General features: G+C 67.1%; 19 protein-coding genes. 9 read left to right on the top strand and 10 right to left on the bottom strand.

From position 1 onward, the window contains the following. Nucleotides 1-50 precede the first annotated feature (50 nt). On the top strand, nt 51-845 hold the full coding sequence (locus tag GOPIP_RS08250) for a VOC family protein (protein ID WP_006369163.1): 795 nt from the start codon (nt 51-53) through the stop codon (nt 843-845). On the opposite strand, the gene GOPIP_RS08245 is transcribed toward GOPIP_RS08250, so the two are convergent. After that, nucleotides 814-1,944, bottom strand: a complete 1,131-nt coding sequence (locus GOPIP_RS08245; protein WP_006369162.1) for a winged helix DNA-binding domain-containing protein — start codon at nt 1,942-1,944, stop codon at nt 814-816. The two genes, GOPIP_RS08250 and GOPIP_RS08245, sit on opposite strands and share 32 nt — an antisense overlap. A 9-nt stretch (nt 1,945-1,953) precedes the next feature. Further along, nucleotides 1,954-2,655, bottom strand: coding sequence for a peptide-methionine (S)-S-oxide reductase MsrA (msrA, locus tag GOPIP_RS08240; RefSeq protein WP_006369161.1), 702 nt, complete (start codon nt 2,653-2,655; stop codon nt 1,954-1,956). 161 nt (nt 2,656-2,816) lie between these two features. Here msrA and GOPIP_RS29020 point away from each other — a divergent pair, with 161 nt between their 5' ends. Together GOPIP_RS29020 and GOPIP_RS08235 are read left to right on the top strand one after the other, a co-directional pair. Beyond that, nucleotides 2,817-2,969: a hypothetical protein gene (locus GOPIP_RS29020; protein ID WP_006369160.1), complete on the top strand. Its 153-nt coding sequence runs from the start codon at nt 2,817-2,819 to the stop codon at nt 2,967-2,969. A 281-nt stretch (nt 2,970-3,250) separates the two neighbouring features. Continuing rightward, nucleotides 3,251-3,880, top strand: a complete 630-nt coding sequence (locus GOPIP_RS08235; protein WP_006369159.1) for a superoxide dismutase — start codon at nt 3,251-3,253, stop codon at nt 3,878-3,880. Between the two features lie 90 nt (nt 3,881-3,970). On the opposite strand, the gene GOPIP_RS08230 is transcribed toward GOPIP_RS08235, so the two are convergent. Next, a complete protein-coding gene (locus tag GOPIP_RS08230) occupies nt 3,971-4,447 on the bottom strand; it encodes an ABZJ_00895 family protein (protein WP_020172699.1) in 477 nt (158 codons plus the stop codon). A 245-nt stretch (nt 4,448-4,692) separates the two neighbouring features. Between GOPIP_RS08230 and GOPIP_RS08225 the strand changes: the two genes are divergently transcribed. Further along, the gene (locus tag GOPIP_RS08225; RefSeq protein ID WP_006369157.1) at nt 4,693-5,214 is read left to right on the top strand and encodes a hypothetical protein; all 522 of its coding nucleotides are present in this window, start codon (nt 4,693-4,695) and stop codon (nt 5,212-5,214) included. A 20-nt stretch (nt 5,215-5,234) separates the two neighbouring features. On the opposite strand, the gene GOPIP_RS08220 is transcribed toward GOPIP_RS08225, so the two are convergent. Beyond that, nucleotides 5,235-5,735 (bottom strand): DoxX family membrane protein, encoded by a 501-nt coding sequence (locus GOPIP_RS08220; protein ID WP_006369156.1) that lies wholly within the window; start codon nt 5,733-5,735, stop codon nt 5,235-5,237. Continuing rightward, a complete protein-coding gene (locus GOPIP_RS29265; RefSeq protein ID WP_205741448.1) occupies nt 5,732-6,196 on the bottom strand; it encodes a DM13 domain-containing protein in 465 nt (154 codons plus the stop codon). Before GOPIP_RS29265 ends, GOPIP_RS08220 begins: the two co-directional genes overlap by 4 nt. Nucleotides 6,197-6,400: 204 nt before the next feature. Here GOPIP_RS29265 and GOPIP_RS08205 point away from each other — a divergent pair, with 204 nt between their 5' ends. Together GOPIP_RS08205 and GOPIP_RS08200 are read left to right on the top strand one after the other, a co-directional pair. Beyond that, nucleotides 6,401-7,075, top strand: a complete 675-nt coding sequence (locus tag GOPIP_RS08205) for a response regulator transcription factor (protein ID WP_006369153.1) — start codon at nt 6,401-6,403, stop codon at nt 7,073-7,075. Next, nucleotides 7,075-8,232: a sensor histidine kinase gene (locus tag GOPIP_RS08200; RefSeq protein WP_006369152.1), complete on the top strand. Its 1,158-nt coding sequence runs from the start codon at nt 7,075-7,077 to the stop codon at nt 8,230-8,232. Before GOPIP_RS08205 ends, GOPIP_RS08200 begins: the two co-directional genes overlap by 1 nt. Here the strand turns inward: GOPIP_RS08200 and GOPIP_RS08195 are convergent. Both GOPIP_RS08195 and GOPIP_RS08190 read right to left on the bottom strand, forming a co-directional pair. After that, the gene (locus GOPIP_RS08195; protein WP_006369151.1) at nt 8,210-8,959 is read right to left on the bottom strand and encodes an energy-coupling factor transporter transmembrane component T family protein; all 750 of its coding nucleotides are present in this window, start codon (nt 8,957-8,959) and stop codon (nt 8,210-8,212) included. The genes GOPIP_RS08200 and GOPIP_RS08195 overlap by 23 nt on opposite strands. Then, nucleotides 8,956-11,145 (bottom strand): ABC transporter ATP-binding protein, encoded by a 2,190-nt coding sequence (locus GOPIP_RS08190; RefSeq protein ID WP_035727487.1) that lies wholly within the window; start codon nt 11,143-11,145, stop codon nt 8,956-8,958. Before GOPIP_RS08190 ends, GOPIP_RS08195 begins: the two co-directional genes overlap by 4 nt. A gap of 199 nt (nt 11,146-11,344) precedes the next feature. On the opposite strand from GOPIP_RS08190, the gene GOPIP_RS08185 reads away from it, so the two are divergent. The 3 genes from GOPIP_RS08185 (at nt 11,345) to GOPIP_RS08175 (ending at nt 13,655) form a co-directional block, all read left to right on the top strand. Continuing rightward, nucleotides 11,345-11,866: a hypothetical protein gene (locus GOPIP_RS08185; RefSeq protein ID WP_006369149.1), complete on the top strand. Its 522-nt coding sequence runs from the start codon at nt 11,345-11,347 to the stop codon at nt 11,864-11,866. A 138-nt stretch (nt 11,867-12,004) separates the two neighbouring features. Next, entirely contained in the window at nt 12,005-12,784 is a 780-nt protein-coding gene (locus tag GOPIP_RS08180; protein WP_035727593.1) for a TMEM165/GDT1 family protein, read from the top strand. A gap of 100 nt (nt 12,785-12,884) precedes the next feature. Continuing rightward, nucleotides 12,885-13,655, top strand: coding sequence for an SDR family NAD(P)-dependent oxidoreductase (locus tag GOPIP_RS08175; protein WP_006369147.1), 771 nt, complete (start codon nt 12,885-12,887; stop codon nt 13,653-13,655). Nucleotides 13,656-13,679: 24 nt separating this feature from the next. Here GOPIP_RS08175 and GOPIP_RS08170 read toward each other — a convergent pair whose 3' ends face one another. The 3 genes from GOPIP_RS08170 to GOPIP_RS08160 are packed head-to-tail and all read right to left on the bottom strand — an operon-like array spanning nt 13,680 to nt 16,041. Further along, nucleotides 13,680-14,924: an MAB_1171c family putative transporter gene (locus GOPIP_RS08170; protein ID WP_006369146.1), complete on the bottom strand. Its 1,245-nt coding sequence runs from the start codon at nt 14,922-14,924 to the stop codon at nt 13,680-13,682. Next, nucleotides 14,924-15,430 carry a hypothetical protein gene (locus GOPIP_RS08165; protein ID WP_006369145.1) on the bottom strand — a complete coding sequence of 169 codons (507 nt, stop codon included), beginning with the start codon at nt 15,428-15,430 and terminating at the stop codon, nt 14,924-14,926. Before GOPIP_RS08165 ends, GOPIP_RS08170 begins: the two co-directional genes overlap by 1 nt. Before the next feature lie 50 nt (nt 15,431-15,480). Further along, on the bottom strand, nt 15,481-16,041 hold the full coding sequence (locus GOPIP_RS08160) for a helix-turn-helix transcriptional regulator (RefSeq protein ID WP_006369144.1): 561 nt from the start codon (nt 16,039-16,041) through the stop codon (nt 15,481-15,483). Nucleotides 16,042-16,281 lie beyond the last annotated feature (240 nt).

Raw genomic sequence — 16,281 nt, 5'->3', positions numbered from 1 at the left:
ACCGAGCGTAGGGCATCGGTCGCGTTGGGTCGGCACCCTAGACTGCTGACGTGCAGATCCGCTGGCTCACGGCGTTCCTGGACTTCGGAGCGTCGCACTTCGGGACCGAGGTCACCTATTGGCGCGCGATCACCGGGTCGACGGTGTCACCCCCACGCGGTGAGCACCGCGAGTTCGCCACGCTCGAGCCCTTCAGCGGCGACGCCCACCTGCGGGTGCAGCGGGTGCAGGACGGTGCAGGTGGCGTCCACCTCGACATCCACGTCGACGATCCCCGGGCCGCGGCGATCGAGGCGGGCGAACTGGGGGCGAGGATGATCGCCGATCACCCGACCCATCTGGTCTACGACTCCCCCGCCGGCATGCGCTTCTGCCTGGTGCCCGCGGTGGGTTCACCGCGTCGCGCCCGCCCGATCCGATGGCCGGAGGACACGATCTCGATCATCGACCAGATCTGTATCGATGTACCGGCACCGCTGTTCGATCGCGAGGTCGTCTTCTGGTCACAGTTGACTGGCTGGCCGACGCAGCAGCGGGCCCGTGCCGAATTCGTCGCGCTTCGCCGCGATCCGGCGTTGAGTCTCGGAATCCTGTTGCAGCGCTTGGATTCCGCTGGCGATTCCGACCAGGGTGCCGATATCGAGAAGGGCACCGATACCAATAAGGGCCCCGGGAACGCGTCGGCCCATCTCGACCTGGCCACCACATCGGTCGACGACGAGGTGGGCCGCCACGAGGACTGGGGCGCCCGCGTCGTGGCGCGGTACCCGTCGTGGACGGTGATGGCCGACCCGGTCGGCAGGTACTACTGCATCACCGACCGGAATCCGCGGACGGGACAGTGACACCGTTGTTGCTGACATCGGTGTTGCTACAACGCACCCACTCCCGCAATCGGGTGATCTCGGCGTCGAGTTCGGTTCGCGCGGCACGGGTCGGCGTGCCGAACAGGGTGGTCTCCACGGTGTCGGTGCCGGGCGGTATCCGCCAGGTACCGGCCAGCCGGCCGTCGATGAGGACGAAGCCCGGCGAGCGTCCGTTGGGGGTGACGGTCCGTGCGAACAGGTCGTCGTCGGCGACGCGGGCCCGATCTCCCTGGGCGACGAGGACGTGATCGAACGGCGCGATCAGCCGGACGGGCGCGGGCTCGTCCTCGTCGGCGAGATCGAGACCCTCGAGGTCGTAGAGGGTCTGCCCCTGCGGCCCGGTGTAGGCGGCCAGTTCCCACTCGCGTTCCATCTGCTCGATGAGCGGACGTAACCCCTTGAGCCCCGACCACTTTCCGATCGCGGTGACCGACGCCGGGCCGAAGCCGCGCAGGTAGAGCCGGATCAGTTCGCGGCGCGCCTCCTCGCCGTCGAGCGCCGGCTCGCCGGGACCGATCCAGTCGTCGAGAAGCGCATAGGTCGGGCGGCCACTGCCTTGCCAGAGTCCGCGTGGCGGGACCTGCACGAGCGGCAGCGCACATCGCGCCATCCCGGTCAGCGTCGACGGCTTCTCCCCGGGATGTCGTTCGGCAAGAGCGCGTCCGAGCTCGTCGCCCCCGATCGGGCCGTCGCGCAACAACTCCCGGGCATCGTCGATCACTGCCGCCGGGGTGGTCGACGCGAGCTTCGAGGCGTGCACCGACCGCAGTTCGCCGTCGAGGACCGGCTGCGTGAGTGGGCGAATCCAGCGGGCATCGGCGCCGTCGAGGAGAAAGACGGTGCCGCGCAGCAACGCCATGCGCACGACCTCCCGGTCGGTGAGCAGCTCATCGAGTTCGTCGGGTTCGAAACCCTCGATGCGGCACTGCAATCCGAAGAAGGCGGCTTTCGGGTCCTGTGACTGCATGCCGACGAGCCGGTCGATCACCTCGATGGCGTCCTCGTCGGCGCGGGCGAGCAGGTGTTGACGACGCAGCAGTGTGCGATTCCACTGCCCCGCGGTGATGGATGGGGGCACCGCCGCGGATCAGGCCGGGTAGGCGATGCCGGTGGCCGCGTGGCAGCGATACCCGTGCGGGTTCTTCGCGAGGTACTGCTGGTGATAGTCCTCGGCGTAGTAGAAATGCCCGTCACCGGCCCGCTCGAGCGCTGCGATCTCGGTGGTGATCGGCCCCAGACCGGCGGCGTCGAGCGCTTTCTGGAAGGTGGCCGCACTCGCCGCGGCCGTCTCGGCGTCGGTATCGGAGAGGGTGAAGATCGCCGAGCGGTACTGGGTGCCGATGTCATTGCCCTGCCGCATCTCCTGCGTCGGGTCGTGGTTCTCCCAGAAGATCTGCAGGATCTTCTCGAGGCTGACCTGCGTGGGATCGAAGACGACCAGCGTCGACTCCGTGTGCCCGGTGCGAGCGGTGCAGGTCTCCTCGTAGGTCGGGTTGGGTGTGTAACCGCCGGCGTAGCCGACCGCGGTGGTCCACACCCCCGGAACCTGCCAGAAGATCTCCTCGATACCCCAGAAGCAGCCGCCGGCCAGGACCACCGCCGCGAGCCCGTCGGGAAAGACGCCGATACCGGGACCGTCGTCGGCGGATTCACCACGCATCGGGTGGTGCAACACGATGTTCTCCGCGGCGAGCGGGACCGGCGTCGCACGACCCGGCAACGCCGCATCGGCCGAGATCAGCTGCTGTTTTCCGGAGCGGGAGGTGAGGAGCTCGTCAAGCCACGACATGCCGTCGAGTCTACGCGGGTCGCCGGGGGCGAAGTTGAGCCCAAACTGCCCGTGTGTTTATGATGTCGAAGACGGCTGTGATATCCGTCACTGAGAAGTCCGACTCGACAGCCCCGAGGCGCCTGGTCCACCACGCGACCCGCATACCCGTAAGGACGACGATGGCCACTGATGCGACCCACGATTTTCGTCCGTCGCTCACGCGTGGCCAGTCGATTCCCCGCCCCACCTACAACGTTCGCTCGTCGTGCATCGGCATCGGTCTGAGCATCTTCGCGCTCGTCGTGTTGCTCGTCGCGCTCGCCCTCTGGTGAGGGCGCACCATCCGGAGTGATTCGCTCACAGCGAAGCGATACTCGGTATGAATCCCGCAAATCCATTGTGCTTCTTGGATTCTCATTGACCGCACCTCGTCGATACCTCAACCCTGCTTGAACTTTGTTGGGCCGTGTTTGTTGCATTCCCACAAACACTGGGGAAGGCTGGAAGTATCCGCGAGGCGGCGTCCACCCTGGGCGATCACGCGCGCGTCGATAGTGAAAGCAACACCCGAACGGCATGTGCCCAAGGGGGTATGTGCGCAGAGAGGATTACCGTGGCTGAATACACCTTGCCGGATCTCCCGTACGACTACGCGGCACTGGAGCCGCACATCTCCGGCAGGATCATGGAGCTCCATCACGACAAGCACCACGCCACCTACGTCAAGGGCGCCAACGACACCCTCGACAAGCTGGCCGAGGCTCGTGCAGACGGATCGATCGCCGGCAAGGTCTACGGACTGTCGGCAACCCTGTCGTTCCACCTGGGTGGCCACACCAACCACTCGATCTTCTGGAAGAACCTGTCGCCGAACGGTGGCGACAAGCCCGAGGGCGACCTGGCCGCGGCCATCGACGACCAGTTCGGTGGCTTCGACAAGTTCCAGGCCCACTTCACCGCTGCGGCGACCACGCTGCAGGGGTCGGGCTGGGCGATCCTGGGTTACGACACCATCGGTGGCAAGCTCGTGATCCTGCAGCTGACCGACCAGAGCGGCAACATCCCCGCCGCGATCATCCCGGTCGTCATGCTCGACATGTGGGAGCACGCCTTCTACCTCGACTACCAGAACGTCAAGCCGGACTACGTCAAGGCCTGGTGGAACGTGGTCAACTGGGCCGACGCCGCCGAGCGCTTCGGCCGGGCGACCTCGCAGGGCAAGGGCCTCATCGTCCCCGCCTGAGTTCTTCGTCTTCACCGCCGACGGCGGCCGACCCTCCATGGGTCGGCCGCCGTTGGCATTTCGGCCACCGTCATTGTCGCGGAAAGATTCTCACCGTTTACCGCCACGTCGCGCGGCCTGTCGCGCCCGTCGCTTCCGCCCCGCCGCATACTGCCTGCTGGTGTACCACCCGTAGCCGATGTAGATGGCGCCGTAGCTCACCGCCAGCACCACCAGCCCACCCACCACCATCACGATCCAGTGCGATCTTGCAGATGTCTCGGCCGTGACCGCGGGATGGCAGAACAACGTAACTGCAAGTGCAATCCCACCCACCACCACCGCTCCGGCGAGCAAGATGACGAAAGACCGGTTCGTCAAGGACCATCGTTCTTGCCGGCTCGGCGGCCGGTCGTGGTCCGCGATGAACCGACTGCCCGCGGCACTCGCCGCGAACATCGGCGCCAGCAACGTCACACCCCAGGTCGCAGCGCCGCCGAATACTGCGGCCACTGCCATCACGACAGCGCCCATCACCACTGACATCAGGGCGCAATAGCCAGCGAACAACACCAAATAACTCCGCATGAGTTCATGATGACGCATCAACGATCCGGGATCACACACAGGCTGTCAGGCGTCTTCGGAGTGATCCGAGTTGCGACGTCGGCAAATCGTCGTGCCCCCAATTCTGGTGCCGTAGAGCAGTTTTCGGCCGAACGGACGACACCGAACAGAGATGAATGGACCGAACGACCGATATCGGCGATATGCCCGAGGCGGTTAGCGTCGCACTGCTCTGTTCACCGTGACGTTCCCTCGAAGGAGAACTCGTGCCCTCTCGCACCGTGCGCGCCCTCTGCGCCACCGCCCTGTCCGCAGCCGCTTTGGCCGTCGCCGCTCCCGGTCTGGCCCAGGCCGACGGAACCCAGGACCCGGCCTATAGCCACCCGCCGACCTCGACGCCGAACGACGACCGTGGCGCGGCACCGCTCAACGAGCAGCGTGCCCCGCTTCAGCAGTGCCCGGGAGGTGCGGCGGACGGCACCTACAGCGCAAAGCCCTCGTACTTCCCCATCGGACTGGGCCACAGCGGTCCCACGACCTTCACCTTCTCCTTCGACGCCTACTCGATCCCCGACAAGTTCGACATCCTCTATGAGGGCAAGCAGATCTACACCACCGGCTGGCAAGGCTCGGAAAGCCAGAACAACAACCGGCACCAGCTCGCCGGCGATGGAGACGACAGCGTGCGGGTCACGCTGCCCGCCGGCCGATCCAGCACGATCGAGGTGCGGGTCAACACCGACGACACCGGAACGGCATGGGAATTCTCGGTGTCGTGCCCCAGCTGACGCCCCCGCAACCGGTGAGTTCACAACCACCGTCGCGCCGGTGCCAGTGATCGCCATATTCGCGACGTGTGCGTGGCAGTGATCCGGTCGAGAACTGCGGTCAGCGACAACTGCGAGGCCGCGACCGGGAAGGCGACGACCACGACCGACAGCAGCACCATGATCGGGTACTCGCCGATGAGTTGATCCGCGGACCAGTACGTCATCAATGTGAACACCGAGCCAAGCGCTGCCGGAAGGGTGAGCACACCGAGGACGAGAACGACTCCGAGCGCCGTCTCGAGTGCGGGCATCACGAACCCGAACAGGGTGGTGGTGTGGCTCAACACGTGGTCGGAGAACGCGGTGAAGTACGACGGAACACGCGGATTCGACGCCGCGCTTTCGACGACGAGTCCGATGTCGGCGGAGCCGAATCCCGCTTGGTATTTCAGCAAGCCCTCATGGAGCCACAGCACACCGAGCGCCACCCGGACCACGGTTGCCGGCAACCAGCCCAGCACCTGGCGGGTGGCGCTCATGACAGCGAGGCGGCACCGAAGACCGCTTTGGCCTTGTCGCAGTGGATGACCACGTCGCGATACATCGCGGTGTCGACCCCGGTGACCATGAAGGTCTGGGAGGCAGCGTCGTAACGGACCGGACCGATCTGCTTACCCGCGCCGACGGCTGCCTCATCGGTGCCGTTCGTCAGATAGAGGTGGAGGTCCGGGCCTTCGTCGGAGGAGAATCCCGTCAGCACAACGCTGTCTCCGTTGACAGTCACCTTGCCGGAGACGTTCTTGCCGTTCATGCCGGCGAAGGTGCCACCGCGGGAAGCCCCCATCGGCTGCGACATCGACATCGTCGAGGTCATCGACATCGACGAACTGCCGGCGGGTGCAGCCGTCGTCGATGAGCCCGAACTGTCACACGCGGAGAGCACGAGCGTGCCGGCGGCCAGTGTTGCGGCACAGAGCCCGGCGAACTGGGTTTTCTTCATGGGGATCCCTTTCGTGTACTTCGCGGAGTCATTCGGTCGGCGTCTTGCGTGTGCCGATGTCGTCGTCTATGGATGACGACTGAGCCGAACGTAGTGAGCGACACCGGCCTTGCGGGAGAAGATTTCAGCACCGTAAGAGTTGTCCGGACCACCGTGGTCGGCGAACGCACTACGCTCGGTGCGGTGAATGCAGGAGCCGAGATCATGGTCGTCGAGGACGACCCCGCGGTACTCGTCGCGGTGGGTGACTTCCTGCGTGCCGCCGGGTTCACCGTCCACCAGATCGCCGACGGATCGCGAGCCAGCGACGTGTTACGTTCGGCAGCACCGGATCTCGTGGTTCTCGATCGCATGGTGCCCGGAGTGGACGGCGATCAGCTCTGTCGCCAGATCCGCGCGGACATCCCACTGACGCCGGTCATCATGCTGACAGCACTCGATTCGGTGGATGACCGTATCGCCGGACTCGAATCCGGCGCCGACGACTACCTCGCCAAACCTTTCGCGTTGCGCGAGTTGCAGTTGCGGATCGACGCCCTGCTGCGCCGTAGTCATGGCCGCCAACCGATCTCGGCGTTCTCGAGCGGGCCTTTCGGGGTCGATCCCGCGCGGCGTCGGGTCTTCCGCGATGGCCGCGAAATAGCGCTCACCACAAGGGAATACGAGCTCCTACTGTTCTTCCTTCAGCACCTCGACACCGTGTTCTCACGCGGCGACATCCTGCGTGAGGTCTGGGGCTGGGCGTTCGGCGACGCCTCCACGGTGACCGTTCATGTGCGACGGCTTCGAGAGAAGATCGAACCGGAGCCACGCTACCCGCGTCACCTGCTCACCGAGTGGGGCGCAGGGTACCGATTCACCGTGGCCGGCGACCGATGATGGGGTTGACCTACCGCGACGTGCTGACGGTGATTGCGATCGCCGCAGTGTGGACGATCGCCGTGTCCGTGCTGGCACTGGCTGCGATCCGACTCGGCCGGCGTGCCTCCATCACCGCGCAGTTCGCCGTCGTCGTGTTGACCGCCCCCGTCGCGATTGCCGGGTCGGTGATCGTCATCGCCGCGGAAATGTATGTGTCACATCACGATCTACAGGTATTGATCTGGGTCGTCGCCATCTCCAGCGCCATGAGTGTGCTCGCGGCGGTGGCCGTCGGACGGATCGCCCGCACGTCGATGAGCACTCTTCGCGACACGGCACGCCGTGTCGGCGACGGCGAGATCGTGTCCATCGAGGCAGGAGCGTCACGCGAGATCTCCGAGGTCTCGGCGCAGCTGGCCGACACCTCGGCGCGGCTTGCCGAGGCACGCGCCGAAATCGAGCGACTCGACGCCTCGCGCCGCCAGTTCTTCGCGTGGATCTCGCACGATCTGCGGACCCCGCTGACCGGGATCCGGGCTCTCGCCGAGGGGCTGGAGGAGGGCGTCGCCGACAAGCCCGTGGAGTACCTCCGGGCGATCCGCACCCAAACCGACACCATGAACCGGCTGGTGGATGATCTGTTCGAGCTGTCTCGGCTACGCAGCGGCGCGCTGGTGCTCCGGTGCGAGTCGGTCGAGTTGCTCGACATCGTCTCCGACGCAGTGGCGGACGTGGCACACCTGTCCCGCGCTCGCGGCATCACCATCATCCAAGCCGACATCGCCGGGCACATGGTCTGGGCGGATGCGCACGAACTCACCCGGGTGGTGGTCAATCTCCTCACCAACAGCGTCAAACACGCCCCGGCGGACTCGGAGATCCTCGTCTCCGCGGACTGCGTCGAGGACGGTCACCTCATCCTCTACGTCCTCGACCACGGCGACGGCGTCGCCACCGAGGACCTCGGCCGGATCTTCGAGGTCGGGTGGCGGTCCGAGCGCGCCCGCACACCCCACGACAGCGGCGCCGGGGCATCGGCAGGAGCCGGGCTCGGACTGGCGATCGTGCACGAGATCGTCCGTGCCCATGGCGGCGAGGTCAGCGCCGAGAACGTCGACGACGGGTTCCGGCTCGCCGTGGCACTCCCGACGCTCAGAGCAGCACCGTCGCCGTGATCGCCCCGGCGCAGGCGACAGCAACGATGCCGAGCACGAACCAGTCCCGCCGATGCGGTCGGGATGGGTAGGCGGTGAGGCGGCCGGTGCCGCCGCGCGCGGTGATCGCCTCGGCCATCTCCTCGGCACGACGCAGTGCCGAACTCATCGCCGCGACCACCATGTCGATGATGCCCATCTCGGCGGCCGGGTGTCCGGAGTCGGCCGGCGCGGTCGGTCGCAGCCGGTGTGCCGCGCGCAGCAGACGTAGCTCCTCGATGAGCATCGGCAGGCCACGTAGGCACAGCGCGATCGAGACGGCCCACTCGTCGACGGGCAGCCGCAGCCATCGCAGCGGGCGCATCAACGTCGCGATCGCGGGGGCGACGTCGGCCAGCGGCGTCGTCCAGATGACCAGGATGGAGGTGGCGACCAGCACCAGGCCCAACGCGGTGGCCCGCGCGAACACGACCACAGCGGCAACACTGACCGCGGCATTGACGGCCGCTCCGAGGAGCAACAACCCCCAGAACCACCACGGCGGTCGGGGAATCGCGCCCAAGGGGATGCCGGCGATCAGCGCGGTGATCACCAGCACCGCGGCGACCATGCCGAGTGCCGGCCACGACGGCAGCACCCAGGTCATCACGCTGAGCACGAGAACCACGAGGAGCTTCGTGCCCGCCCACAGCCGGTGGATCACCGAGTCGCCGGGCACCTGACGTAAGGGCACCGTACGCATCGTCATTCGTGAGACCTCTTTCCGCGGAACAGCGTCGGCCGGGCGGCGTCGGTCACCTCGGGCTCGTGCGGGTTGATGTCGAGCGCGGGACCATCGTCGACGTGGTCGGTGCCGCCTTCGGTGAGGACACCGCGCACCAGGTGGACGCGGCGATCGCACACGTCACCGAGGGAGGCGAAGTCGTGGGAGATGATCACGATCGTCATACCCGCCCGCCGCAATCCGGCGAGCACGCCGATGACCTCGGTGCGAGCGCCGGGGTCGAGACCGGCCAGCGGCTCGTCGAGGACGAGCACCTCCGGCCGGCGGGCCAGCAGACCAGCCAGCACCACCCGGCGCATCTGACCGCCCGAGAGTGAGTCGGTGCGGGCGGCGGCGATCGAACGCGGCAGTCCCACCGACTCCAGGGCCCGCGCCACCTCGGTGGTACCGACCTTCTCACCGCCGGCGGCCATGATCTCCTCGCCGACGTTCTGCTTCTGGATCTGCAGGCGCGCGTGCTGGAAGGCCAGCCCCACCTCACCGACCTTGCCGGTGACCTTGGCCCAGTCACCGTCGTCGGAGAGTTCGCACGTGCCCTCCGACGGCGCGATGAGTCCGGCCATGATCCACGCGAGAGTTGTTTTCCCCGAACCGTTTCCACCGACGATCAGCAGGCCGTCACCACGATCGACCGTCAACGACACTGCACTCAGGGCCCGTACCTCCCACGGCGAACCCGCGAGATAGGTGTGCCCGACGTCGGTCAGCCGCAACAGCGGCGCGCGATGGCCGATCGCGTGGGTCTCACCGACGGTCTCCGGCCGCGCCTCGCCGCCCGGTCCGGCGGCGGGGAACCACGTCGGCGATTCGGGGACCGCCCGACCGTCGACGATGTGCACGACGCGGTCGGCGGCCGAGGCTTCCGAGGCACGGTGGGTGATCAACACGACGGCGACGCCGCGGGTGCGCGGCAACGCGGTGAGCAGCGCCATGATCTCCTCGCGGCCCTGCGGGTCGACCATCGAGGTCACCTCGTCGGCGATGAGCAACGCGGGATTGCGGGCCAACGCCCCGGCGATGGCCAGGCGCTGCTGCTGACCGCCGGACAGATCCGAGGTCTCGCGTTCACCGAGGCCGGCCAGTCCCACCTCGGCGAGCAGCGCCTCGACGTCGACGTCGGCGCCCGCGGGCAGACCCCAGACGACGTCGTCGGCGACCCGGGAGCCCAGCATCTGCGTCTCCGGGCGCTGCAACACCATGGCGGTACCGCCGAGGCGACCGAGGCCCGCAGCACCCGGACGGGTCAGGGTGCCCGCCGAAGGATGTCGTCCGGCCAGGATCTTGGCCAGCGTCGACTTGCCCGAGCCGTTGGCGCCGACGACGGCGATGAACTCGCCCGGCTCGATGGTCATGTCGATGCCGCGCAGGATGCGCCGACCGACGGGTTCGTAGGAGAACTCGACGTCGCGCAGGGTCATCGGCAAGGGAGCGATGACGGTGTCGTCACCGATGGTGACCTCCGCGTCACCGGCGTCGAGGGTGTCCTCGCTGGGCACGTCGGAGAGCCGCTCGATCACCGCGCCCAGAATCCACCAGGCCACCACGATGGTCAGGAAGGTGCCGACCGCCCCCGACACCAGAATCCACAACCACCACCAGTCGACGATGCTGGTGCGGAAGCTGGTGAGTCCGTGGGCGATTCCGTCCCCGATCGACGGGATCTTCCCGATCCACCGGGCCGCGCCCTCGAGGGAGTTGGACAACGCGGCCAGCACCAGCTCGCGCAGGGGCTTGAGGATCAGCAGGATCAGCACGGTCACCGCGGCCACGACGGGCGCCACGATGGTGGCCGCGGCCAGCATCGCCGGCACGCCACGGCCGCGTCGTTTGAGTTCGCCGATGATGCCACCGAGGACCGCCGAGCCGAACACCGACAGCGCGGCACCGCTGCCGGCCATCGCGAAGGCCACCCCGGTGGTCGCGACCGCCGCCGCGACGGTGGCGCGCGGACGCGTCCGGGCGGCGATCAGGGCCAGCGGCACCGGGGCGAGTACGCGCACCGCACTGGCGAGTGGGATGACCGCGGCGATGACGACGGCGGCCACGGCCAGCCCGCCGAAGATCGCGATCGAGGCTATTTCGACCGGGCGCAGCGGTCCGCGGGGTGCACTCGGCTTCCCCGCCGAAGGTGTCTCGGTCTTTCTTCGCACCCCACCAGTGTGCCTGGACGTGCTCGCCAGCCCGCTGCGGCGTCGGCGCACACGGTCCGCAGCAGGCCGCGAACGCGAAGTGTAAAAGTACCGTCACATCCGGGTGATTCGAGTTGTCGCGGCGCTGGGAAGGGTGGATATTTTCTTCACCGGTTGTTCGCCAGCCGGTTCAGTAGTACCTCGTCAGGAGGGAGTCACCATGCAGTCCACCGCGATCGGACTCACGCCGGTTCACCAGGAAGGCGAACTCAACGGCATCCTCATCTCCGGCCGCTGGCCGGAATCGACCCTCGAATGGACCCAGACCCTGGTGGCCTCGGTCCGCATCGCCTGCCGGCCCGGATTCCTGCCCACCACCACGATCTTCGGCGTCGTCGAGGAACGACCCGAGGAGGCCGCCGACGACGCCGTCGGGATGATGGTCGCCGTCGGCAACGTGGTCGACGACAGCTTCCTGGAGGCCGGGCGTTTTCTCACCAATCCGCCTGCCCTGCTGATGCTGCACCCGCCATCACGGACCCGTCCGTCGTTGCCGGAGTGTTCGCAGGTGGCCTCGGGGTGCGTGCTGCTGCCCGGACTGCCCGAACTCGGTCTCGAGCACCGCGCCGGATGGGCCGAGGCCGAAGCCGACGGGACCGTGGTGAACCTGCGTAATCAGGTCGGAATCGACCCCGGCGCCGACCCGGACACCGCGGTGCTGGCGATGCTTCTCGCAGCGTAAGCCGCCCAAGCCTTCCGAGCCGTGTGCCGGATCGATTTTTGAGGGTACCCAAACTTTCGGTTTTGTGCCCCCTACCTGCGGAAATACGGCCGCGCGAGACGTTGCGGGCGGCACTGAGGTCTGGCTAACGTGGCCCTCATGATTGCTGCCCTCCTGCTGAGCTTCGGCGTGATCTTCGTCGCCGAACTCGGTGACAAGTCGCAGCTGATGGCCATGACCTACGCCCTGCGCTACAAGTGGTGGATCGTTCTCGGTGCCATCACCGTGGCGACCACCGCCGTCCACGCGGTGTCGGTGTTCTTCGGCCATTTCCTGGGTCTGTCGATCCCGTCGGACATGCTGTCGATCTGCGGCGGCCTGGCGATGCTGATCTTCGGCCTGTGGACGCTGCGCGGTGACGACCTCGACGACGACGAGAAGACCAAGGCCGACCGCGTCGGCGCCTCGGTCTTCCTGGCGGTGATGTCGTCGTTCTTCCTCGCCGAACTCGGCGACAAGACGATGCTCGCGACCATCACCCTGGCCACCGACAACGACTGGGTCGGCGTGTGGATCGGTTCGACGATCGGCATGGTCGCCGCCGACGCCCTGGCCATCGTGGTGGGCATGCTGCTCGGTAAGCATCTGCCCGAGCGCGTCATCTCCCTCGGTGCCGCGGGGCTGTTCTTCGTCTTCGCCGGCTGGCTGCTGTTCGAGGGCCTCACGGCGGCGAGCACCCCGGTCGTCATCGCGACCGTGACCGCGGTGGTCGTGCTCATCGGCGTCGGCTCGGTCTACATCCGCCACGTCCATCGGCGTCGCCGGGCGAACGAGGCGGCCCGGTCGCCCGAACAGCAGGTGGCCGATCAGCCGGAGCCCGATCAGCACGTGGTTGATCACACACCCGATCAGCCGAGTCGCACCGACAGGTCCCGATAGCCAGTCGACCACGACATGTCCTAGGGTGTTCGGGAAAACACCGAACGAACGATCGGCCAGGGGTGTTCGACCTCCGGCCGGACCCGAAAGGACATGAAAGATGGACGTCTCCGGCTCCTCCGTCATCGTCACCGGCGCCGCCTCCGGCCTCGGTGCGGCCACCGCGGCCCGCTTCGCCGCCGCCGGCGCCGAGGTCTTCGGCCTCGATCTGCAGGCGGGTATCGACAAGGCCACCGAAGACGGCGCGCCAGGCGGTGTGAACTTCATCGCCACCGATGTCACCAGCGAGGACGAGGTGTCGGCGGCCATCGAAACCATCGCCGAATCGGGCGCCCCGCTGCGCGTCGCGGTCAACTGTGCCGGTGTCGGCTGGGCGTCACGCATCCTGAGCAAGAAGGGCCCGCACGATCTCGATCTGTTCCGCAAGATCATCGACATCAACCTCATCGGCACGTTCAACGTGATGCGGTTGGCCGCCAACCGCATGCAGCAGGAACCGGCGGTCGGCGACGACGGCGCTCGTGGCGTGATCATCAACACCGCGTCGGTGGCCGCGTTCGAGGGGCAGATCGGTCAGATCGCCTATGCCGCGTCCAAGGGCGGCGTCCATGCGATGACGATCTCGGCGGCCCGCGATCTCGCCCAGGTCGGCGTGCGCGTGTGCACGATCGCGCCGGGCACCATCAAGACCCCGATGCTCGCCGGGATCACCCCGGAGTTCCAGAAGACCCTCGCCGAGGGCATCCCGTTCCCGCAGCGTCTCGGCGAACCCGACGAGTACGCCCAACTCGCCGAGTTCATCGTCGCCCACGACTACCTCAACGGCGAGACGATCCGGATGGACGGCGCACTGCGCATGGCGCCGCGCTGAGGACAGTTCGACCCTCGGGGCCGGTCAGCGCGCGGCGCGCCGGCCCTGGGGATCGGTCGGCGAATCCTGTTCGCCGACAAGGGAATCCACCGTGACATCCCCATGCTCTCCGGCGTCGTCGTCATCGATGTCGGGGAGGGCGGCCACGGCCGCGGACAACTCCAGCAGAGGTGCCGCGTCGCCCTCGAGACCGTCGTCGAGAGCGGGTAACAGGGCCCGCACCGTCCCCGATCGCACCCCCTCGGCTTTGCGCCGCTCCACCGCCATCCGCACCATCCCGGCTCGCACATCGATACCCGCGTAGTCGAAGGCGTCGGAGAGGAACGGGCTCAGTTGTGCGAGGGCGTCCCGGATCTCGACCACCCGCCGATGCAGCAGCGCCGTCGGCGACATGCGCCCGGGATCGGGCAGGACCACTTCGGGGACCGCGTCGGCCACCAGCTCCCACAACGGCAACAGTTCCTGCGCGGCCCGACGGCGCCGACGATTCGCGGTGAGTCCCTGCCACTTCGAACGCAGCATCGGGAAACTGATCCCGAACAGGAACCCGACGACACCGAGCACCTCGAGCCATCGGCTGGTGGTCAACAGCCACGACGCGTCGATCACGCCGGTCGCGTTGCCGAGCACGTAGACGATCTGCACCACCGAGCCGATCGCCAGCAGCCCCAGCCCGGCGATCAGCAGGATCAGCGCGGTGCGCATGTACCCGTCTGCGTGCGTCAGATACTTGGCGACGCTGCGCACGCAGGCGAAGAACCCATACGCCAGATAGCCGCAGGCGATCAGATAGAACAGCGCGTAACCCCAGTTGGTCAGCGTCCAATGACTCAGTGACGCATCGCGCATCTCCTCGGGCACGAACGACAGGCTGACCTGCAGCCCGATCAGCGCGGCGACGAGCGGGAGGGCTTCGACGCCTGCGCGCCGCTCCCGGGTCACCGAGCGGCCGGGATAGAAGAACACGACGATCAGGGCGGCCACGCCCAGCGCCAGCAGGCCGTACAGGACAACCCGCGAGGCCCCGGCGAACAACCAGTCGTCGAGGGTGTGCGCGACCGAGTCGTTGTCGACGACGAAGGCCAGGGTCAACGCCGTGACCGCCACCGTCATGGCGAAGGCCTGCAAGCCACCACCGTGCCGACGGAGTTGGTCGATCCGCCAGCACAACGCCGCGGCGAAGATGACCAGCGCGAGCACGTTGATCACTGCCGGCGCCGTCAGCCATCGCGTGGCGAGAACCTCGGCGGCCACCGGATGCACCGACATCACAGCCACCCCTTGTGGCCTCCGAGAAGGCGCTGGAGCCCGCGGATCTCCGGGTCGGCGGAACTGTGCCCGACGCCGTCGCTGGCCTTGGCCGCCCACGTGAGGATCATCGACGCCAGGGTCTCGGCCTCACGTTCGCGGTCGTCGTCGTAGCAGGTGCCGCGCAGTGACGAGTCGGCGTCGGCTGCGCTGAGCCCGGCGAGCACCTCCGGCATGCTCGCAAGCATCTGATGACCGGCGATGAGATGCGCGAACTCGTGGATGACGATCTGATCGCGATGCCAGCGCGTGGTGTTGAGCTGGTGGAAGAAGTAGTCGGCGTCTTCGGCGGCCAGCCACACGCCGTTGGGCACCCCCGCCGGAAGCGGGTGTGCGATGAGGCGGATCGGCCGTCCCCTGCGTTCGCCGAAGCGGTCGCAGAGCTGATCGACGTCGAGCGGCAGATCGAGGTCGAGCGGGGCGAGTACCGAACGGCACAGCGACCACATCTCGCGGGAACTGCGCATCGGACACCCCTCCTCGTCGTGGCGGAGCGGGCCCGCGGCGACGACGGAGATCAGTCCTCGATCTCCTTGCCGCCGACGACGCGTAGCCGCGCATCGGCCTGCTCTTCGGTCAACCCCGCTGCCACAATATCCGGCGGATCCTTCGGCAGCCCCTGCTGCTCGCGCAGAACCTTGATGAGCTCGTTGACCACGGTCACCGAATCGCTGGACAGACCGGCCAGACGGAACGCCGCGAGCTGGACGTTCGTGTCGGCTTGCAGGCGCATCAGGTCGATCTCGTCCCGGGTGCGTTGGGCCGCCCGATCCTCGAGGAAGTAGTGCACGTCCACGCCGAACGCGGCCGCGATCCCCTCGACGGTACGGAACGACGGCGACTTGGCCTTACCCGAGCGCAACTGGCTCAGGTAGGACTCGCCGAGTCGGAATCCGCGCTCGGTCGATCGCGCCGCGATCGCCTTTGCGCTGTACGCGCGGCCGTTGGGCCCCGGTACCGTGCGGAACAGCTCTTCCAATCTGCGCGCGAACAGGCCGGGGTCGGTGTCGACCGGCTTGTCTTTGTCGAGCGCCCCCGTCGTCGAACCCGCGGGCCGTTCATCGCCTCGTGACGTCATACCTTCTCCGAAACCTGAAACTTGCATTTGCAAACATTAAAGACCGTAAACCCGAGATTCCGCAACGGCAGCTATCATCAAATTTTGCACGGCCGCGTCCTCGGGAACTACTTCAGCCGCACAGCCAGCACTCCTGAAGCTTTTGTGGTGTTGATCACAGTCAATGTGACAGGGGTCCATTGGCCGTGATCAGTCTGTGATCCTACAGACACAGATCGGTGAATACGAGGCAAACACGGC

It is taken from the genome of Gordonia polyisoprenivorans NBRC 16320 = JCM 10675, from assembly GCF_000241325.1.
In the GTDB taxonomy this organism is placed as follows: domain Bacteria; phylum Actinomycetota; class Actinomycetes; order Mycobacteriales; family Mycobacteriaceae; genus Gordonia; species Gordonia polyisoprenivorans.
Note: the sequence above shows the minus strand (reverse complement) of the source record. Positions and strands in the feature narration are given on the sequence as shown.